Annotated in this window: 19 protein-coding genes, 1 tRNA gene and 1 pseudogene; 13 read left to right on the forward strand and 8 right to left on the reverse strand. The window is 39.5% G+C overall.

The window, feature by feature from the left end; genetic code table 11:
• Nucleotides 1-39: 39 nt before the first annotated feature.
• The 5 genes from serC to surE form a co-directional block, all read right to left on the reverse strand.
• Entirely contained in the window at nucleotides 40-1119 is a 1080-nt protein-coding gene (gene serC, locus E0H77_RS04005) for a 3-phosphoserine/phosphohydroxythreonine transaminase (protein WP_131375208.1), read from the reverse strand.
• A gap of 210 nt (nucleotides 1120-1329) precedes the next feature.
• Nucleotides 1330-1405: transfer RNA gene (locus E0H77_RS04010), tRNA-Asn, on the reverse strand.
• A 482-nt stretch (nucleotides 1406-1887) separates the two neighbouring features.
• Nucleotides 1888-2817 carry a LysR family transcriptional regulator gene (locus tag E0H77_RS04015; RefSeq protein ID WP_131375210.1) on the reverse strand — a complete coding sequence of 310 codons (930 nt, stop codon included), beginning with the start codon at nucleotides 2815-2817 and terminating at the stop codon, nucleotides 1888-1890.
• An 82-nt stretch (nucleotides 2818-2899) separates the two neighbouring features.
• Nucleotides 2900-3751, reverse strand: a complete 852-nt coding sequence (locus E0H77_RS04020; RefSeq protein ID WP_131375212.1) for a peptidoglycan DD-metalloendopeptidase family protein — start codon at nucleotides 3749-3751, stop codon at nucleotides 2900-2902.
• A 130-nt stretch (nucleotides 3752-3881) separates the two neighbouring features.
• Nucleotides 3882-4649 (reverse strand): 5'/3'-nucleotidase SurE, encoded by a 768-nt coding sequence (surE, locus tag E0H77_RS04025; RefSeq protein ID WP_131375214.1) that lies wholly within the window; start codon nucleotides 4647-4649, stop codon nucleotides 3882-3884.
• A 91-nt stretch (nucleotides 4650-4740) separates the two neighbouring features.
• Here surE and E0H77_RS04030 point away from each other — a divergent pair, with 91 nt between their 5' ends.
• The 11 genes and pseudogenes from E0H77_RS04030 to E0H77_RS04080 all read left to right on the forward strand — a co-directional run bounded on the left by E0H77_RS04030 (nucleotide 4741) and on the right by E0H77_RS04080 (nucleotide 14477).
• Nucleotides 4741-5103, forward strand: coding sequence for an MCR_0457 family protein (locus E0H77_RS04030; RefSeq protein ID WP_131375216.1), 363 nt, complete (start codon nucleotides 4741-4743; stop codon nucleotides 5101-5103).
• Between the two features lie 153 nt (nucleotides 5104-5256).
• Nucleotides 5257-5655, forward strand: coding sequence for an MCR_0457 family protein (locus E0H77_RS04035; protein WP_131375218.1), 399 nt, complete (start codon nucleotides 5257-5259; stop codon nucleotides 5653-5655).
• Between the two features lie 110 nt (nucleotides 5656-5765).
• Complete coding sequence (gene dacC, locus E0H77_RS04040; protein ID WP_131315152.1) at nucleotides 5766-6914, forward strand: D-alanyl-D-alanine carboxypeptidase PBP5/6; 1149 nt, start codon at nucleotides 5766-5768, stop codon at nucleotides 6912-6914.
• 94 nt (nucleotides 6915-7008) lie between these two features.
• Entirely contained in the window at nucleotides 7009-7548 is a 540-nt protein-coding gene (locus tag E0H77_RS04045) for a gamma carbonic anhydrase family protein (protein WP_131375497.1), read from the forward strand.
• Between the two features lie 583 nt (nucleotides 7549-8131).
• A pseudogene (locus E0H77_RS04050) lies at nucleotides 8132-8632 on the forward strand (outer membrane protein); the annotation flags it as partial.
• A gap of 365 nt (nucleotides 8633-8997) precedes the next feature.
• A complete protein-coding gene (locus tag E0H77_RS04055; RefSeq protein WP_171478307.1) occupies nucleotides 8998-9486 on the forward strand; it encodes an NUDIX hydrolase in 489 nt (162 codons plus the stop codon).
• Between the two features lie 4 nt (nucleotides 9487-9490).
• Nucleotides 9491-10621, forward strand: coding sequence for a tRNA 2-thiouridine(34) synthase MnmA (gene mnmA / locus E0H77_RS04060; RefSeq protein WP_131315148.1), 1131 nt, complete (start codon nucleotides 9491-9493; stop codon nucleotides 10619-10621).
• Between the two features lie 12 nt (nucleotides 10622-10633).
• Nucleotides 10634-11371: a high frequency lysogenization protein HflD gene (gene hflD / locus E0H77_RS04065; protein ID WP_131375224.1), complete on the forward strand. Its 738-nt coding sequence runs from the start codon at nucleotides 10634-10636 to the stop codon at nucleotides 11369-11371.
• Nucleotides 11372-11418: 47 nt separating this feature from the next.
• Nucleotides 11419-12807, forward strand: a complete 1389-nt coding sequence (gene purB / locus E0H77_RS04070) for an adenylosuccinate lyase (protein ID WP_131375226.1) — start codon at nucleotides 11419-11421, stop codon at nucleotides 12805-12807.
• 79 nt (nucleotides 12808-12886) lie between these two features.
• On the forward strand, nucleotides 12887-13528 hold the full coding sequence (locus E0H77_RS04075; RefSeq protein WP_131375228.1) for a DUF2238 domain-containing protein: 642 nt from the start codon (nucleotides 12887-12889) through the stop codon (nucleotides 13526-13528).
• 259 nt (nucleotides 13529-13787) lie between these two features.
• Nucleotides 13788-14477: a pirin family protein gene (locus tag E0H77_RS04080; RefSeq protein ID WP_131375230.1), complete on the forward strand. Its 690-nt coding sequence runs from the start codon at nucleotides 13788-13790 to the stop codon at nucleotides 14475-14477.
• Between the two features lie 254 nt (nucleotides 14478-14731).
• Here E0H77_RS04080 and htpX read toward each other — a convergent pair whose 3' ends face one another.
• Both htpX and E0H77_RS04090 read right to left on the reverse strand, forming a co-directional pair.
• Nucleotides 14732-15637: a protease HtpX gene (gene htpX, locus E0H77_RS04085; protein ID WP_131375232.1), complete on the reverse strand. Its 906-nt coding sequence runs from the start codon at nucleotides 15635-15637 to the stop codon at nucleotides 14732-14734.
• Nucleotides 15638-15777: 140 nt separating this feature from the next.
• Nucleotides 15778-16584, reverse strand: coding sequence for a lytic transglycosylase domain-containing protein (locus E0H77_RS04090; protein ID WP_131375233.1), 807 nt, complete (start codon nucleotides 16582-16584; stop codon nucleotides 15778-15780).
• Nucleotides 16585-17068: 484 nt separating this feature from the next.
• Between E0H77_RS04090 and ttcA the strand changes: the two genes are divergently transcribed.
• Nucleotides 17069-17974 carry a tRNA 2-thiocytidine(32) synthetase TtcA gene (gene ttcA, locus E0H77_RS04095; RefSeq protein WP_131375235.1) on the forward strand — a complete coding sequence of 302 codons (906 nt, stop codon included), beginning with the start codon at nucleotides 17069-17071 and terminating at the stop codon, nucleotides 17972-17974.
• Nucleotides 17975-18177: 203 nt separating this feature from the next.
• Complete coding sequence (locus E0H77_RS04100; protein ID WP_131315140.1) at nucleotides 18178-18561, forward strand: SCP2 sterol-binding domain-containing protein; 384 nt, start codon at nucleotides 18178-18180, stop codon at nucleotides 18559-18561.
• A 55-nt stretch (nucleotides 18562-18616) separates the two neighbouring features.
• Here the strand turns inward: E0H77_RS04100 and E0H77_RS04105 are convergent, their stop codons facing one another.
• Nucleotides 18617-19735 carry a transglycosylase SLT domain-containing protein gene (locus E0H77_RS04105; RefSeq protein WP_131375237.1) on the reverse strand — a complete coding sequence of 373 codons (1119 nt, stop codon included), beginning with the start codon at nucleotides 19733-19735 and terminating at the stop codon, nucleotides 18617-18619.
• Nucleotides 19736-19824 lie beyond the last annotated feature (89 nt).

The raw sequence follows: 19824 nt of genomic DNA on the forward strand, positions 1-19824 counted from the left end.
CTCATCATATTGATGAGGTTTTTTTATTTACAGTTCAACTTAACCGTGACGTTTTGCAAAGTCATCCATAAAGTTTACCAATGCTTGTACACCTTCAAATGGAACAGCATTATAAATACTGGCACGCATACCACCGACTGAACGGTGACCTGCCAAGTTTAACAAATGGTTAGCTTCAGCTTCTTGCAAGAACAATTTATCTAAATTGCTATCTGCCAAAGTAAATGGCACATTCATCAATGAACGGTTCGCTTTCACAATTGGGTTATTATAAAAATCGCTAGAATCAATGTAACCGTATAGCAACTCAGCTTTTTTCAAGTTAATTTGATGCATAGCATCTACACCGCCATGCTCAAGCAACCACTCAAACACTAAACCAGACAAATACCATGCATAAGTTGCAGGTGTATTCACCATAGACTCATTTTTTGCTTGAGCAGAATATTTTAATAAACTTGGAATTTCAGGTTTAGCTTGATCCAGCAAGTCATCACGTACAATCACGAGAGTTAGACCAGCAGGGCCAATATTTTTCTGTGCGCCCGCATAGATCAAACCAAATTTGCTGACATCAATCGGCGCAGACAAAATACTTGAAGACAAGTCAGCAACAAGTGGTGCTTGTGTTTCAGGAATATGATTGAACTGCAAACCGCCAATTGTTTCATTTTCACAATAGTGCACGTAAGCAGCATTGTCAGAAAACTGCCAAGTTGCAGGATCAGTAATCGCAGTTTTCCCATCAATTTGTGTGCCCGCTTCAATCACATGCACATTGCCATAACGCTGAGCTTCTTTAATGGCTTTTTCAGACCAGATGCCTGTGTGAATATAATCTGCTTGGCTATTTTTACCCAATAAATTCAGTGGAATTGCAGAAAACTGTAATGTTGCCCCACCTTGTAAAAATAGTACTTTGTAATTTTCAGGAATGTTCATGAGCTGACGCAAATCAGCTTCTGCTTTCTCCGCAACTGCCACATAATCTTTACTACGATGGCTCATTTCCATGATGGAAACGCCCTTACCATGCCAATCTAGGAGTTCGCTTTGAGCTTTTTCTAAAACGGCTGTTGGTAATGCTGCAGGACCAGCACAGAAATTGTACGCGCGCATGATTTCTTCCTTCATGAAGTAAATACAATAAAATGTGATGGCATTTAACCACAGAATGCCAAATGATGCAGTAATTTCCTGAGTTAATGTTTCTATTTAGAGCAAACATCTACTGTAATTTTTTAATGCTGAGAGACGTGAATATATGCAAGATTTAACTTATTTTTATGCATAAAAAAAGCCATACTCAAATGTATGGCTTTTGAATCTTGGCTCTCCCACCTGGGCTCGAACCAGGGACCTGCGGATTAACAGTCCGTCGCTCTACCGACTGAGCTATGGGAGAATCTGGAAAAGAATTTTAGGGATAAAGCGCTATACAGTCAAGATTTTTTATTTAAAAAATATATATAAATCAATTAAATGCTCTAAAAATAAGCAACTGATAATTTAAACATTAAAAAAAGCACCTTTACAAGAATAGCGATCCATAGATTGATGCAAATAAAAAAACCGAGCTGAAATAGAGAGTATTACTAGCAAAATGTTTTGGCATCAAAAATACATAAATTTTTATTTACTCAATGCCCTTCATTCATCTATTTTCTTTCACGCTATAAAACAAAAGTAATATAAAAAAGGTATGCATTCATTATACAAAAGAATAATAGCGAAAGAGACTGGAAAGATGGTTGCAGAATTAATACCGATTTCTCATTGTTAGGGATCACATTTATCTTAAAAAGATAAAGCGCCCAATGAAATTCATGAGGCGCTTGTTTGACATAAGTTTCAGCCTATTTTAGGAGAAACAACAACATCTATTGATCAAGAAGCTTCTTTATATAACCGCCCACCAGGAATCTGGCTAAAATACGCCTTCAATGCTTCAATGCAACGCTGGGTTTTTACTGAACGCTGCGCCATTGGTGCAGCGACTGCATACAAGGTATAACTTGGTAATTTCCAGTCAGGTAAAACCTCGATCAACTCACCATTCATCAGCTCTTTTTGCACGTCTAAATACAATACTCGCGCTAAACCCAAACCATTTTTACATAAGGCTTTGACTACACAAATATTATTACTACTCATCCGTGCTTTCATTTCCAGCTCAACGCGTTGGTCAGACAAATTATGCTGAAAGAAAAAACGATGCCAATGCTGCATGCTATATACAGGCAAAATATTATGTTGTTTTAAATCTTCTGGGACATTGATTGACGACGTTTGATTAAGATAATCTGCAGAAGCCACCAAAACTTGTTCAACTCGAGCCAGAGGGATAGTATCGAAAGTCGTTTCTTCAATTTTTGGTGCCATGCGCAAAGCGATATCAATATTATTTTTTTGTAAATCAATAAATTGTGTATCAACATCAAACTTAACACTCAAACCACGGTGTGCAAACAACCACTGAGATAGCGCTGGAATAATATGATTTGCGGCTAACTCAGGTGTTGTTGCAATGTGTAATTCACCAATCAGATCATCACGTAACTCATTCATACGAATCTTGCCACGTTCAGCTGCTGCGAGCATCTCTTTACAACTCTGATAAAATACTTGACCTTCTTCAGTCAAACTAAGTTTTCGAGTTGATCGATATAACAGGATTGCATCCATTTCCTGCTCTAAAGAGCGAATTTGCTGACTGACAGCACTCGTAGTAATTCCCAACACTCGGGCAGCACCACTAAAAGAGTTCTGTTTGACAACACAAGCAAACACTCCCATTGCTCGAAGTTGATCTAACATTACCTTCCCTCGGTATAAAAAAGCGTGATCTAATCATAATACGCCTGAATACCTGAAGAAAATTCAACTTTTGCATTACGCTCTATGAATTTTTTGCAATAAGCTGCATTGGGTCAATCGGTTTTCCATCTGAACGAATCTGGAATTCCAGCATCACACGATCTGTTCCAGTTGAACCCATTTCGGCAATTTTTTGTCCTGCAGATACAGTCTGACCACTCTTAACCAGCATTTTGCTATTATGTGCATAAGCACTAATATAGCCATTGCTATGTCGAATTAAAACCAGATTCCCAAATTCTTTCAATCCGTTATCAGCATAAACCACTTGCCCTGCTGCGGTTGCAACGACAGGATCACCTTGCTGTCCGCCAAAGCGCACACCTTTAACATTACTGGCAAGATTATAATTTTGAATAATTGGATTATTAGATGGGAGTATCCATTGCAAACCATTATTTACAGGTACTGGGGCAACCTGAGTTTGAGTACGTGTTGCAACTGGCGCCGCGACTAAAGTTGTAGTCGATGGCACAGGTAATTCACGGCGCTGAACTTTGGGTGCAGTTTGTTGTGATATTCGACTACTGGTATGTGCCATGACTGGTGATGTAGTTGAATGAGGTGCTGCTGAACCTTTTAATTTAAGTGACTGATGCACATAAATTGTATAAGGCGGTGCAATTCCATTCAAACGTGCAACTGCCACATAGTCTAATCCGTAGCGTGCTGCAATTCCACTTAGAGTATCCCCAGAGCGTACCGTATAGTAATTTGGGGCTGTATCATGACTATATCGTGTTGCCTGAACCTGTGGTTTAGAGGCACATCCTGTAAATGCAACCATTGAAAATGCAGCGACAGATAAAAATAGCGGCTTCAGCCACGTTGTTTGTTCTTGTTTTTTAACAAGATACTGTTGCAACATCTGCATCAACTTTCCTCTCTATCAAAGAAAATATTCTATTCATCGGCTAAGATTAACAAAAAAAAATTGTGACACACCGAATTGATCCGATTTGTCACAAAGTCTCAACACAGCAGCACAAAGAAACCACTTCACTTTAGACAAGCTGTTCGTGTAAATGCTGCAAGATTTGATAATTGGTTGCATCCATCTGAATCGGCGTGATGCTGACATAGCCATGATTCACTGCATAAAAATCTGACTGCAAATGATTTTCAGTTTTAGCAGGTTCAGCGACAGCTTCTCCCGAAAGGCCGATCCAGTACACCTGACGTCCACGCGGATCAACATGACTGCTAATCGGCTTAGATTGACGGCGACGCCCCTGATAAGTCACCAAAGCTCCTTTGAGTTCTGGTACATCAGGAATGTTAATATTTAAAATATGTCGCTCAGGTAACTGGGGCAACCCTTGAGCAATAAAATCATGCACCCATTGTGCAGCAACCCGATAATCTTCCGCAGACTGGTAATTACGTACATGCGCACCAGATAATGAGACTGCAATTGCAGGATGTGTCGTTAAGCGCCCCTCAAATGCAGCACCCACCGTACCAGAATACAACACATCATCACCCAGGTTAGCGCCACTGTTAATACCGCTCACCACCAAATCAAACTCAACATCAAATAAACCATTAATCGCCAAGTAAACACAGTCCGCAGGCGTGCCATTGACCGCCCAAACATCAGGCATAATTTCAATAGGGCGTAATGGGCGATCAAGCGTCAGTGCACTAGAAAATCCGCTACGTTCAGATTCTGGTGCAACCACCACGACCCGACCCAAAGGCTTTAACGCTTGTGCTAAAGCTTGTATTCCTGGCGCAAACACACCATCATCATTGGCAATTAAAATATTCACAAAAAAACTCTTAGAAAAAAACTACTTGCTGATTTAAGCCTAGAAGTATATATATTGGCGCAATCGAATCCACTAAAAATTTGTGTGCAATATGATCTATTTTGCAAAACGTTTTTTCTGTGCAACTTTTGCCTTAAGTATGATGTTGTCTGCATCAGCAAATTCTGACCTAACAATAGAAGAACAAAATAGTCTCACCAAAGGAGACCTCGCCTCTTTACAGGTTCTATCGGAGCTATGTCATCAGATCATTGACAAACGTCCACAATTTCAGCAGAACATGCAACGCCTGATTGACCAAAACCAACGTATTTTATCGCGCTCAACATCGGTTCAAGAATTACCACAAGATCATGAATATCAATCCTTGCTTGCTGAAAGCAAAAGTAATAGTCAGGAAATGAGCCAACCTGAATTAAAAGCAGCATGTGAAGAAGTACTTAACGCTCAGTAAGTACAAATTTTACCCATCTTTAAAGTTTACCTAACCTCCTGTTTTTATTTTAAAAAAATGAACAAAAATACAGCTTTAATACAGTTTACCTGCTGTTATTTTTGTTAAAAACAGGTAATCTTTGTGCACTGTTTTAGTAATGATATTTAGCTCATGATCAAGTCGATTACACATAAATTAACAATTGGTTTACTTTGTGGTTCAAGCTTAGGCATCTCACTGGCTTATGCTGAAACACCTACAGAAAATTTTGAAGTTACTTCTGAACACAACGAAACAACCCCTGAGGAACTGGCTGCGATTGTGGTTCTATCTCAGCTATGCACAAATTACGGTTTCAATAAAGATCCGAACTATCAGACAGGTTATGCAGCACTGGTCAAAGAAAACATGCCAGATGAAAAAGATCCCGTACAGGCATTAGAAAAACGTGCTAAACAGAAAGATTTCCAAAAATATATTACTGAAGCGCAAAACGATGCCAAGAAGGCTGGTGAGCAACAAAATAAAGATATTTGCAGTGAAATTTCGACATTAAATAAAGATTCTTAATTTCGTTACAATACTCATCGAAATAAGCCAAGCTCGTGTCTAGAAGTCCACTTGGCTTTATCCTAAAATGCTAGACTTTGTTTGCCGCTACAATCACTGGAATATACAGAATGAGCCGAAAAAGTGCCTTTGCTGCCCTACTACTTTTACCATCCTTCTCATATGCAGCAACAGTCTTATCTTCGCCACCAGATTTAAATAATAAATCATATGTGTTAATGGATTACGAAACGGGACAAGTGCTTGCTGCGAAGAATGAAAATGAAAAGCTAGCACCTGCTTCTATGACTAAAATGATGACCAGCTACATCATTGAACAAAAATTACTTAAAGGTCAGCTCACCGAAGGTGAAAAAGTTCGCATGAACGAATCAGCATGGTGTCGAGGCAGCAGCACCGAATCATGTATGTATGTTCCTTTAAATGGCACGGCAACTGTGCTTGAAATGTTACGCGGTATTATTATTCAGTCAGGTAATGATGCATCTAAAGCCATGGCTGAGCACATTGCGGGTAATGAAGGCACATTTGCCTATATGATGAACCAAGAATCCAAACGCATTGGCATGAACAATACTCACTTCATGAATGCCACGGGTCTTCCTGCAGATGGTCATTATTCTAGTGCGAAAGATATGGCTATATTGGCACAACACATTATTCATGATAGTGCCAAATATTATCCAATTTACTCAGAAAAAGCATTTGCGTTTAACGGTATCAAACAGGGTAACCGTAATCCATTGTTATATACCGATCCAAGTGTTGACGGTTTAAAAACAGGCCACACAGATGAAGCTGGTTACTGTTTAACAACATCAAGTAAACGTGGCCCAATGCGCCTAATCTCAGTGATTTTTGGCACACCAAGTGTCAATGAGCGTGCATCACAAACTCGTGAATTATTGTCTTGGGGCTTTGCAAACTACGAAACCGTAAAAGTAAAACCTGCCAATCAGCCTCTTAAAAATGTTCGCGTTTGGTATGGCACAGAAAATGAAGTACCCACTGGTTTAGCTGAAGACTTCAGTGTGACCATGCCAAAAGGTCAGGCAAGTGATATTAAAACCAGCTTGCAGATTTCTTCTGAAGTCAATGCACCTCTTAAACAAGGTCAAGCCATCGGGAAGTTGGTTGCGACTTTAAATGGCAAAGTGATTGCTGAAAAACCTGTTGTTGCACTTAAAGCAGTCAATGAAGCAGGTTTCTTCTCTCGTCTGGTTGACCATATCAAACAATTCTTTAGCAAATTGTTTTAATTAAAAATATACTGTCAACAAAAGCATTCATGACATCGTTATGGGTGCTTTTTTTATTTTATACTCAAGCCTATTTCAAACACACCCATTTTATATGATGAACAATATTCGCTCCTATTTAGAACATACACCTCAGATTGATGACAGTTGTTATATTGATGCTATGTCGGTTGTGATTGGCGATGTACAACTTGCAGAAAATGTTTCGGTTTGGCCATTTGCCGTCATTCGTGGCGATGTCAATTCCATTCAAATTGGTAAAAACAGTAATGTCCAAGACCACTGTATGCTACATGTTAGTCATAAAAACCCAAATAAACCAAATGGTTCCCCATTGATCATCGGTGAAGACGTCACCATTGGACACCATGTGACGTTACATGGTTGTACGATTGGAAATCGGGTTTTGGTCGGTATTAATACTGTAATTCTTGATGACGTGATGATTGAAGACGATGTGATGATTGGTGCGGGGAGTCTAGTACCACCACGCAAACGCTTGGAAAGTGGCTATTTATATGTGGGTAGCCCAATTCAAAAGGTTCGACCACTCACCGATCAAGAAAAAACGTTCTTAGCTTACTCCGCTCAGCATTATGTAAAAGTAGCTGGGAATCATAAACAGAATCAATAGAAGCTAGCGCGTGAGTTAGATCATCTTGAGTAAAAAACCAGGAGGATATAAATCACAATGTCCTCCTCTTATAACCAATAAGCTTCACTTAGAAAACTCTACCAGTTCAATTCAATTGTGATTTACCTTTTGCCGATTTTACAATTCAGTTCTTGTGGATACTGACTAAAGCGTTTGCCTCTAGGTTGCTTTAATTGAGACTCAACTTCGTTCAAAATATCCTTATTTAATCGTTGGGTTGCCTTAATCTATAAAACAATTTTTTAAGAAAAAAATCACTAGTTCATATTTTTTAATTTTTCAAAGATCCCTGATAATAAAAGTTGATTTAACACAAAATACATTGTATAAAAAACAAGCAACCCAAATTAAAATAATGTTACAAAGAGGTAGTAAAAATGAAAATATTTAAATCTACAACGGTGTCAGTATGTCTTGCAATTGTTGGTCTGACTTCATCAGCGACTACATTGGCAAATAACAATTTCAGTGGGCCTTATATTGGTGTTGAAAGCTCATATATCCAAAGTAAAGATAAAGCCACAATCTCTTCTAGTGGAATACTTTTGTCTCCCAAAACTTAAAACCAGATGGTATGGGCGTTGGCATATTGGGTGGCTATAATTGGGCTTTAGGTTCCAAAGCGATACTTGGTATAGAGGCAGGATATAATTATTACCGTAAAGCAGATGATTATAAGGACTTACTGGATTGCTCTGGTGCAGAATGCCAATTTAAAAGTGATGTCAAGCAATCTGTTTCTGCAGTAGGTCGCGTGGGCTATTTAGTAACTAACAACACATTACTATATGGATTATTTGGTTACTCTGGCGCTCAAATTAAACGATCCTTAAATGTTATTATTGAGGGAACAGACTCCGAAACCAATAAAAAATGGCAAGATGGTTGGGTTGCTGGTGCTGGTGTCGAATATCTAGCCTCTAAAAATGTTTCTGTAAAGTTAGAATATCGTTATAGTGACCTTGGTCACTCAGCATATAACCTTTCTGGCTTTCAAGGTATTAGAGAAAAATTTGATTACACCCAAGATCAAGTTTTACTCGGTGTAAACTACAGATTCTAACGATACAATTAGACTGTAATGCATTACTGATCTATAGGCACTTAAAAAATTGATTTAAGTGCCTATTGTTTATGCTAAACACAAATCCAGCATAGCAACTGATTAATCACCTGAAGATTATTTATGGCTAACTCAATAAATATTATAAAAACATTTTTGAAAATTAGATTTTACTCACTCTTTTTAGACAATTAAGTTCAAATCATTTCAAAAATTCGAATTGAAAATCATAGCCAGATGGATGAAGTATAAGAGGCTTCCAATCTAAAAAGTTTTTAAGAATTATCGCAAACTCGAAGTCATCTCGACATAGCCATTCTTCACTAAATTTTGTAGAATACACCTTTTAAATCATGGTGCTTTTTATGACAGCTTGGGCAGCACATGTCACGGTTGCAACCGTTGTTGAAAAAAACGGTAAATTTCTGTTTGTTGAAGAACATTCGGAAGGGTTTACGCATCCTGTGTTTAACCAACCTGCAGGGCATGTTGAAGCTGGTGAAACCTTAGTTGAAGCTGCCATTCGCGAAACGCGCGAAGAAACTGGACATGATATTCAAATCGATCATTTGTTAGGAATTTATACCTATACTCCCCCAATGTTCCCAGATCGTACTTATTTTCGTTTCTGTTTTTTGGCACATATCGTCGAAGAATATGCGCATGCCAAACTCGACACAGGCATTATTCAGGCGACATGGTTATCTTTTGATGAGTTGCAAAACTCTGGACGCGCACGCAGCCCTTTAGTCATTCAAGCGATTCAAGACAGTTTAACAGGCCAAAAATATCCTTTATCCATGATTCATGAACATCCCTTCTCTCCCAATCTAACTTCAAATTTGGATGCCTAGTCCTATGCAACAACGTGTCATCGTCGGTATGTCTGGTGGTGTAGATTCTTCTGTTTCTGCTGCTTTACTTCTTCAACAAGGTTATCAAGTCGAAGGCTTGTTTATGAAGAACTGGGAAGAAGATGACGGAACGGAATACTGTACAGCACTTGAAGATCTTGCAGATGCCCAAGCAGTTGCCGATAAACTTGGTATTAAGCTACACACAGCCAACTTTGCCATGGAATACTGGGATCGTGTATTTGAGCACTTTCTTGCCGAATATGCAGCAGGACGTACACCAAACCCTGATATTTTGTGCAACAAAGAAATTAAGTTCCGTGCATTTTTAGATCATGCAATTACTTTAGGCGCAGATTTTATTGCGACAGGTCATTATACTCGCCGTGGCGAAACTCAATACAACAGCAAAGGTGAAGCATACGCACAGTTGCTACGTGGAGTTGACCAAAATAAAGATCAAAGTTATTTCCTACATGCAGTTCATGGACGCGAAATTAATAAAACGTTGTTCCCTGTTGGTGAAATTGAGAAGCCTCAAGTTCGAAAAATTGCAGCTGAACTTGACTTGGCGACAGCCAAGAAAAAAGATTCTACAGGGATTTGCTTTATTGGTGAACGTCGTTTTAATGACTTCTTAAAACAATATTTACCTGCACAACCTGGAAAAATTGTGCTGGAAAGTGGTCAGGAAGTTGGTGAACATCACGGCTTAATGTACTATACACTGGGTCAGCGTGGTGGTATTGGTTTGGGTGGCATGAAAGATGCCGATGAAGGTGCATGGTTTGTTCTGCATAAAGATATAGACGGTAATCGTCTGGTCGTGGGTCAGGGACATGAAAACCCGCTCATGCAAAGTACCACGTTGTGGAGTGAAAAAATTGACTGGGTTGCAGGTGAACAAGAAATTCCTGCAACTGGCTTACGTTGCACAGCCAAAACCCGTTATCGCCAGTCTGATCAGGCATGTACGATTTTTTATGACTCAAAGCATGAAGGTGTACGCGTAGAGTTTGATCAGCCACAGCGCGCTGTAACGCCAGGTCAAAGTGTTGTGTTTTATATCAATGATAACTGTTTAGGCGGCGGCGTGATTCATCATACCAATGCACCTAAACCCGCTTTTCTTTAGGAATTCTTAGGCATGGTTGATCTTCCCTTTCAACAGCCTCAACAATTAACCGTCCGTCAAAATCGTGTCTTGGCGTTAGCAGCGGTTTTTCAAGCTGCCCAGCTAACCCACATGACCGCGATGATGGGACTGAATAATATAGGCGAAAGTGGCAATTTTTATTTTGAACAATTGATTAAAGCCAGTTTAAATATCAGACCAGCCGAAAGCAATTCTTCACAGACGCTCGATTTTTTTGCTCAGCTCACAGATTTATCGTTGGGTTTAAAAATTCTAGAGCAAAGTATCACCCAGCCTTTTACTCCTACGCCTAAAAGCAAGATTCCTAAACTTGCGACAGCCAAGCTACCGATGACCTACGCCATGTCACTGTTACAGCTTGAAAAGAAAGTCTACCGTAACCACAATTTTGTCCAGCAAATTGCCAAGTCTCAACAACAAATTCTTAAACAACTTTCCTTTTTCGACCAAAATTATTTACACCCCAGCATTTTAGCTAACCTTGCGCAAACCTATGTCGAAACCGCAGGGCAAATTAACCCACGCATTTTAGTTCGTGGCAATGCTGAAGCTTTTAAAGATACTCAACATACCAACCGAATTCGTGCTTCGTTATTCACAGGTCTGCAAATGGCGCACCTGTGGCGACAGCTCGGTGGTAGCTCATTGCAGCTAATATTCGGTAAACGTAAACTTTTGCAAGAGATCCAAGCACTTGCACAAATGCAATATGAGCTTGGTCAAATTTAATCCCGTTTTTTGTTTTAGGTGTTTTGCACCACATTGAAGGAAACTTTATGAACGCTTTAACTGCACTCTCACCTTTAGATGGACGTTATGCCAGTAAGTGTGATGCTTTACGTCCTTATTTATCTGAGTTTGGTTTAATTCATGCGCGTGTAACTGTTGAAGTCCGTTGGTTGCAAGCACTTGCAAAACACCCTGAAATTATTGAAGTGAATGAATTCAGTGCGGCAACCAATCAAGCTTTGGATGCGATTGTTACTGATTTTTCAGAAGCAGATGCTCTACGCATTAAAGAAATCGAACGTACCACCAATCACGATGTAAAAGCAGTTGAGTATTTCTTAAAAGAGAAAATTGCACACATCGATGAACTTAAAAATGCAGGCGAATTCATTCACTTTGCATGTACATCTGAAGACATCAACAACTTGTCGCATGCATTGATGTTGAAAAATGGCCGTGACGTTTTAGTTGCTGCCATGCAACAAATCATCGATTCAATCGTTGAATTGGCAGAACAACATGCAGAACAACCAATGTTGTCTCGTACACATGGTCAAACTGCAAGCCCAACGACTTTGGGTAAAGAAATGGCAAACGTGGCTTACCGTTTAGCGCGCCAAATCAAACAATTCAAACAAGTTGAATTGCTTGGCAAAATTAACGGTGCAGTTGGTAACTATAATGCTCACCTTTCTGCTTACCCAACAATTAACTGGCCTGCTCATTCTCAAGCCTTTGTTGAGTCTTTAGGTTTAACTTTTAACCCTTACACCACTCAAATCGAACCACATGACTACATGGCGGAACTTTTTGATGCACTACGTCGTTTCAATACTATCTTGATCGATTTTAACCGTGACGTATGGGGTTATATCTCTTTAGGTTTCTTCAAACAACGCTTAAAAGAAGGTGAAGTTGGTTCTTCAACTATGCCGCATAAAGTTAACCCTATTGACTTCGAAAACTCTGAAGGTAACTTGGGTATTGCAAATGCAGTATTGGCACACTTGGGCGAAAAATTACCAATCTCTCGTTGGCAGCGTGACTTAACTGACTCGACTGTACTTCGTAACATGGGTGTTGGTTTCGCACAAAGCTTAATCGCATTTGAAGCATGCTCTAAAGGTATTGGTAAACTTGAGTTAAATGCTGCACGTATTCTTGAAGACCTTGATCATGCTCAAGAAGTGCTTGCTGAACCAATTCAAACTGTAATGCGTCGTTACAACATTGAAAAACCTTACGAAAAATTGAAAGCATTAACTCGTGGTCAAGCAATGACTCGTGAAATGATGGTGAACTTCGTCAATGGTGATGAACTTGCACAAGTTCCAAGCGAAGAACGTGCTCGCCTTGCAGAATTAACGCCTGCAACTTATACAGGTAATGCTGCTGAACAGGCAAAACAAATCACTACTTTAATCAACAAACTTTAAGTTTCAAGATTTGAGTTTAGAAAAAGCGAAGCTTCGGCTTCGCTTTTTTTCCATTTATACCGCAAAAAACACAAAGAATATGCTCGAACAAAAATACACTTTTAAACACGCCATCATATTTACAATACTCGCAGACGCGCTGATTATTGCCAGTATTCATCCACTTCAATACCCTGATTATCTGCTGCATCAGGCGGGCACAGTGTTCATGTTGATTGCTCTGTGCTATTGCTTTCAAAAAATTGGGCTTAACTTTCTGAGTTTTAGTTTCTATATTGGTTTTCTGATTATTCATATAGTCGGAGCGCATTATTTATATTCCTATGTCCCCTACAATGACTGGATCAAACACCTACTAGGTTTCGACTTAAATGCCAGTATGCATTGGTCACGCAATATGTATGATCGTTTAGTCCATTTTGCTTATGGCTTTTTGCTATATCCCTTTTTTAAACGCCTATTTCAAGTCACATTTCCTCAAGCCAGCGCATATCAGCTATGTTTTTTAGTTATTCAATTGGTCATGGCGTCTAGCATGCTATATGAACTGATTGAATGGTGGATTGCCATTCATCTTTCTCCTGAAGCTGCCGAAAACTATAATGGTCAGCAAGGCGATGTTTGGGATGCTCATAAAGATATGCTGCTTGCTACGATTGGCAGCGTAGTGTTTGCAGGGATTGATTTAATGTTGACTAAATTAGGTCAACAGAAAACATAAGCTAAAAACAACCCCCATTCAGATGCGATAGATAAATAATACGATCCATAAAGCCATACATATCGCCTTGCTCCCTCATAATCTTAATCTCTGATCAAACTATCTTCTCAATGGCAACTTATTAAGTGCTGACTTAGATACGTCACCATTATTGTTTCATTTTTAGGATATTTAGTTGTATTTAACAGCATTTATCACATTTTATAAAACGCCTAAAATAAGCCATAGACAACATGAAATGTCATGTGGAGACAAAATTATGCAAAGTTATTTACATCGCAGTGAAGAACGTGGGCACGTCAAAGCAGGCTGGCTTGATACTTATCACAGTTTTTCGTTTGGTAGTTGGTACAATCCAGACTATATGGGCGTAAGCGTTTTGCGTGTCATTAATGATGATACGATTGCTGCTCACAATGGTTTTGGCACACACCCACACGACAACATGGAAATCTTAACTTGCGTGCTGAAAGGTACGATTAGCCATAAAGATACCATGGGTAATCAGACCCAGATTTCTGCGGGTGAATGGCAACTTATGAGTGCAGGTACAGGAATTCAACACAGTGAAATTAATCAGGGTGATGAAGCTGTACATATGCTGCAAATCTGGATTCATCCTAATGTACGAAATGCTGAGCCAAACTATCAGCAAATCCAGTGCGATCCACAGCAGCAACCCAATCAATGGCACTTGATTGTTGGAAGTCAAAATGCACCGATGGTGATTCGACAAGATGCGGAAGTTAAAGCGGCTTATTTGACAGAAAGCAATCAGCTTGAAATCCATGCTACACATGCACTGAATTATGTACATGTCATTTCTGGTCAGGTCATGATTGGTGAACAATTGGTTGGTGCTGGGGATGCTTTACTTTTTGCTGAAGATGTTCAAATGCAAGCCCTACAAGACACTCAAATAATTTGGTTTGACTTGCCTCAAGCTTAAAGACGCTTACTGGCGGAGTAATGATCAGTTAAGGAGATTTTCAATGATTTCCTTAACTTTTTATCTAATTCTAAGTAAAAATTATTATAATTCATATTCTTACAATAGAATCATAGAAACAGTTTTTGCAAAAGCCTTTTGCCTCAAACAGTTGTAGATAGCATTTATACAAAATATATAACATCTTAAATCTAAAAAAGAAAAGCCAGTCAATTACTTAACTGGCTGATAGTATCTTGATAAAAACTCTTTAATTATGGGCAGTTAAGCTGCTGCAAAGCTGTAACACGCTGCTCAATGCTTGGGTGAGTTTGGAATAAAGCAGCCAAACTGAAACCTTGTTCCTGACCTTCTGCAATTGCCAACGCTTTCATTTCTTTTGGCATTTGATCAGGCATTTCACTTTCAGCTTGTAAACGTAACAAAGCCGAAATCATGGCTTGTTTACCTGCTAGGCGCGCACCTGCTTCATCGGCACGATATTCACGGTAACGTGAGAACCACATGACAATTGCCGATGCCAAAATACCAAATACAATATCCAGTACCATGCTAATGACCATATAACCAATACCTGGTGCTTCGTCATCTTGACGACCAAATACATTACGGTCGATGAAGTCTCCGACTACACGAGCGAAGAACATGACAAAAGCATTCACGACCCCCTGAATCAGGGATAAAGTCACCATATCACCATTGGCAACGTGACCGATTTCATGCGCCAAAACTGCACGCAATTCATCTTTATTCATACGTTCAAGCAAACCAGTCGATACAGCAACAAGCGCGTCATTTTTGTTCCAACCCGTTGCAAAAGCATTCGATTGATAAGATGGGAAAATACCCACCTCAGGCATACTAATGCCTGAACGCTGTGCAAGGTCTGCGACCGTTTGTAATAACCAAACTTCCGCTTGGCTACGAGGAGCATTTGGATCGATCAATTCTGTACCTGTAGTCTTTTTCGCCATCCACTTCGACATGAAAAGTGAAATCAACGAACCGACCATACCGAATACAAAACAGATCACAAGCAGGTTGCCCAAGTTTAAACCACCCGCACCGTGGTAACTTCCGACACCCAAAACTGACAAAATAAGACCAGCGACAACCAGTACCGCGAGGTTGGTAAGCAAAAACAAACCAATCCGCATCATTAGGATAATCCTCTTATAATAAAAAAAACATGATTTATCTATTCAATAAATCATGTCGTTAATATGCGACCTTGTCAGGGAAAATTCAAGAATAAATCGGGAAAACACATCAAAATCATGTTTCCAAAATGTGTAAACTCTTAGTTCCTGACTGCAATATCAGTAAATGTTCCATTCGATAGTTGAACAATTTTTCGGTTGCTGGCAGCTTTATGAGAAGTAAATACAGGACTACTGTTTTTAGTTGATGTTGAGGTAATTGCAGAAGCAGGCTCACTATCTTTAGCAGAATCAATACGAATACCACTAGCATACAAGTTATTGTAGCGACTCATCACACGGCGTACATAATCCTGCGTTTCCCGAAAAGGAGGAATACCACCGTATTTATCCACATTACCTTCGCCAGCATTATAGGCTGCCAGTGCCAAATGCGTATTACCACTATAGCGCTTTAACAATAAACTCAGATATCTTGCCCCACCCAAAATATTCTGCTGCGGGTCGTAAGGGTTGTTGACATTAAAACGCTTTGCCGTTGCAGGCATAAGTTGCATTAAACCTTGTGCTCCAACAGGAGAGCGGGCATTGCTATTAAAACCTGACTCGGTATGCATGATGGCTTTGATTAAACCTTCAGATAAACCATGCTGCTGTGCGGCATGATGAATAATCGGATCGAAGGCATCTTTATTTCTACTATAACTCGGCAAAACCGCAGCCTCAGAACCACCCCAATTGTGGTAACTATGGATGTTACTGTCGGCATAATAAGTCACTTTGACTTTGGTCAAGTGTGAACCACTTTGCTTACGATTGGTGAGCAATGGCGTGCCGTTACGATCTTCATAGGTATAAATTTGCCCAGCATGTGTTACAGAAGCTATCCATAAGCAACTTCCGCAACAATAAATAGACAGCAGTGCAATTTTGTTTAATATTTTCATTGTTGTGTTTACCAGTGAATGCTCTGCGCAAACAATTGTATTTGATTGTAACAGTAAAACTGTACATGCCGAGCTTTTTAACAAGCTTGATTTAAAAAATCAAGTCAAATTGTTTCAGTAATTAGCAAAAAAAAATTAATTTTTTTTAAGCCACGGTCCCTTGACATAAATAACCCACTGATAAATAAGTAAAATTAAATAAGGTTAAAAAATAACCAATTTGTTTCTAAGCCTTAGTCAACGGACTATCCCCCCTGTCAAGGGTATAGTTATCCACAGCTTTATCCACATTTTTTGTGGAAAACTGTGGATTGATAAAAAATTCATCTATTTCAAAATCTGACTACTGATTTAAACAATTTAGGAAGCTTTGGAAACATTTTGATGACAATAAAAAATATGTGAATAAATTTGTATGTACAGATGCGAAGTACCCTCGAATCGGCTAAAATTGCGCGATATTTTTACCAAGAGTTTGCTGTCTATGTACTCTCCTGTTGAATCCAGTCAAGGATTTAATTTCAAACCTGAGCTTCCAACCAGTTCAGCTTATTATCGCCTTTTGAAAAAACTTCGTCGTCAAGTCGGCCACGCCATTCGTGACTTTAAAATGATCGAGGACGGCGATAAGGTCATGGTTTGTATTTCTGGAGGAAAGGACAGCTATACCCTGCTCGACATTTTGTTGCAGTTTAAACGTATTGCACCGATTAATTTTGATGTAGTGGCCGTCAACCTCGATCAGAAGCAGCCTGGTTTTCCAGAAGAAGTTTTACCTCGTTATTTAGAAGAAAATAACATTCCGTATTACATTCTTGAAAAAGACACTTATAGCATTACCAAACGCCTAACCCCTGAAGGCAAAACTTACTGTGCAGTTTGTTCACGCCTACGTCGTGGCTCGCTCTATGGTTTTGCACAAGAAATTGGGGCGACCAAGGTTGCACTGGGTCATCACCGCGATGATATTCTTGCGACATTCTTCCTAAATCTATTTCATGGCGGTAGCCTTAAAGCCATGCCACCAAAACTATTGTCTTCAGACAAAAAAAATATCCTGATTCGCCCACTGGCGTATGTGGAAGAGAAAGACATTATTAAATATGCAGAAATGCGTAAGTTTCCAATCATTCCATGTAATTTGTGTGGTTCGCAGGAAAATCTGCAACGTGCCATGTTGAATGAAATGTTACGTGAATGGGATGCCCAGTACCCGAAACGCTTACATAGCATTTTTGGTGCACTACAAAACGTGTCGCCATCTCAACTGGCTGACCGTGAACTGTTCGACTTTGAAGCGCTCGATTCACAACGCGAATTCGATTTTAAAGATCCAGAAGGCATGAAAAAGCGTCTGGATGTGGTCAATTTGAGCTTTGCAGCGGACTAAAATTAACAAAAATCGCATGAGAAGGCACAACCATAAAAAGGTTGTGCCTCTATTATACTTTATTACTATTTCTGTGTAATTTGCCGCACTCGTCTACAAAAAAACCATTTTTTTCGACAAGATCATGTTATAACAAGTCGGAGTACGGACAATGTGCAAAAAATGCATATACATCTAGAAATAAACAAATTAGAGGAATAACTATGCCTGCTTTTCTATCGGAAGATTGGTTTTCTACAGTAGAACAACTTACTGCTCAGGCAGGAGACTTGAATTTACCGCCAGCATTAGAAAATCTAGCGATTAATTTTGTCGTCAACCAAACCAGTGGAAATACTGAACTTTCTCTTCATGGTGGAAAAATTCAAAAAGGCTTAGCAGACAACGCTAAAACAACTTTAAATATGGATGCGGAGACCTTGCGTAAAGTATTTCTTGAATTTGACATGACTGCCGCTATGCAAGCATTTATGACAGGCAAAATAAAAGTTCAAGGTGATATGTCACAACTTATGGCTCTACAAACTGCGCGTCCAAGCCAAGAACAAAAAACGCTCTATAAAGAAATTCTTCAGCATACTGCATAATTCAATCTGCAATTGCTACAAAAAGGGAAGCTATTTATATAACTTCCCTTTTTTGTTAGATATTAATCAACTGCTGATTTTGAATATGCTCTAAATAAGCACGGATACGGGTTACATATTGCAACGCTTGAAGATACCGTGCATTACTGGCTTGATGTCGCTGCAAATAAGCATACATGTTCAACCAGTTATTTGGATCTTCTCCCTGTTTCTCCAATTGCTTCTGAATAAAAGTCACTGCACCCGGTCCCATATTATAGGCAATCAAGGCATACCAGTGGCGATCTGGATTGGGGATGTATTCATATTTGCTCAAAAGCAAATCATAATACTTTGCACCACCTTGAATACTTTGTTCAGGATCGGTACGGTTTTCAATTCCCATTGCCTTTGCCGTATCGCTGGTCAGCATCATTAAACCGCGCACACCTGTTGATGACACTGAGTTGGGTTTTAAATAAGACTCCTGATAGCCCATTGCAGCCAGCATGTGCCAATTCAAATTGTACTGCTCAGCTGCCCGCTCGAAACTGGCACGATAAATCGGCATACGTTGCTGCAAATCGCGCTCAATGGTATCCCAAGAGCCCTCATTCACCACATGATGATTGTAAAATGATGCCAAATGCTGAATTGCACCATTACTTTTGGACTGGCAAATAAAGCTACTTGCAGTTTGCGTTAAATGATCTTCTGCATCCTTAAAGACCAAATTTAACTGGGTATCTAGCCCATTTTTCTGTAAAACAGTTGCATCACCACAGCTTGCCGAAAATGACATTAAGCTCTTTTGGTCAATGCTCTGCATATCAGCATTCGTCAATGCAAGGTTGGCTTTGCCTTTAGCAACCCATTTTAAGGCTGTGGCATTACTATCAACAATTTGAAAATTAAGCTGCACATTTAAACTTTGTGCATAGTTACGCATTAAGTCATAGCCGAAACCATGAAAATACTGTCCGTCATTAAAAACAGTTGTTGGACTTTTTACTGCCACAACAGTCAGTGTATTGCTGCTGATGACCTGAGCATATTGGTTGCTTGCTTTACTGGCATTAATCGCATGTAAAGGTAACATAGCAAGCCCGAAAGCAAGGGCTTTGGTTGGCAAGGAAATTTTGAGATTGTGTAGGCGAAAACGCCTCCTATCTGCCAATGTTGTTGGATTGTGCATGGTGACTCCGCGACAGGGAATTAACTACCCAATGAAGTGAGCAAGCCCAGACTTCAATTAGTTGATCAACGTATGTTTAGGGGGCAGTC

It is taken from the genome of Acinetobacter brisouioides (genome assembly GCF_004331075.1).
In the GTDB taxonomy this organism is placed as follows: Bacteria; Pseudomonadota; Gammaproteobacteria; order Pseudomonadales; family Moraxellaceae; genus Acinetobacter.

Coding starts and splice junctions, on each gene's coding strand:
- E0H77_RS04075 (WP_131375228.1), top strand. CDS start 12,887: ATGCTCGAACAAAAATACACTTTTAAACACGCCATCATATTTACAATA.
- htpX (WP_131375232.1), bottom strand. CDS start 15,637: ATGATGCGGATTGGTTTGTTTTTGCTTACCAACCTCGCGGTACTGGTT.
- E0H77_RS04030 (WP_131375216.1), top strand. CDS start 4,741: ATGATCTATTTTGCAAAACGTTTTTTCTGTGCAACTTTTGCCTTAAGT.
- ttcA (WP_131375235.1), top strand. CDS start 17,069: ATGTACTCTCCTGTTGAATCCAGTCAAGGATTTAATTTCAAACCTGAG.
- E0H77_RS04080 (WP_131375230.1), top strand. CDS start 13,788: ATGCAAAGTTATTTACATCGCAGTGAAGAACGTGGGCACGTCAAAGCA.
- purB (WP_131375226.1), top strand. CDS start 11,419: ATGAACGCTTTAACTGCACTCTCACCTTTAGATGGACGTTATGCCAGT.
- E0H77_RS04020 (WP_131375212.1), bottom strand. CDS start 3,751: ATGCAGATGTTGCAACAGTATCTTGTTAAAAAACAAGAACAAACAACG.
- E0H77_RS04090 (WP_131375233.1), bottom strand. CDS start 16,584: ATGAAAATATTAAACAAAATTGCACTGCTGTCTATTTATTGTTGCGGA.
- serC (WP_131375208.1), bottom strand. CDS start 1,119: ATGCGCGCGTACAATTTCTGTGCTGGTCCTGCAGCATTACCAACAGCC.
- E0H77_RS04055 (WP_171478307.1), top strand. CDS start 8,998: ATGACAGCTTGGGCAGCACATGTCACGGTTGCAACCGTTGTTGAAAAA.
- dacC (WP_131315152.1), top strand. CDS start 5,766: ATGAGCCGAAAAAGTGCCTTTGCTGCCCTACTACTTTTACCATCCTTC.
- hflD (WP_131375224.1), top strand. CDS start 10,634: ATGGTTGATCTTCCCTTTCAACAGCCTCAACAATTAACCGTCCGTCAA.
- E0H77_RS04100 (WP_131315140.1), top strand. CDS start 18,178: ATGCCTGCTTTTCTATCGGAAGATTGGTTTTCTACAGTAGAACAACTT.
- E0H77_RS04035 (WP_131375218.1), top strand. CDS start 5,257: ATGATCAAGTCGATTACACATAAATTAACAATTGGTTTACTTTGTGGT.
- mnmA (WP_131315148.1), top strand. CDS start 9,491: ATGCAACAACGTGTCATCGTCGGTATGTCTGGTGGTGTAGATTCTTCT.
- E0H77_RS04105 (WP_131375237.1), bottom strand. CDS start 19,735: ATGCACAATCCAACAACATTGGCAGATAGGAGGCGTTTTCGCCTACAC.
- E0H77_RS04015 (WP_131375210.1), bottom strand. CDS start 2,817: ATGTTAGATCAACTTCGAGCAATGGGAGTGTTTGCTTGTGTTGTCAAA.
- E0H77_RS04045 (WP_131375497.1), top strand. CDS start 7,009: ATGATGAACAATATTCGCTCCTATTTAGAACATACACCTCAGATTGAT.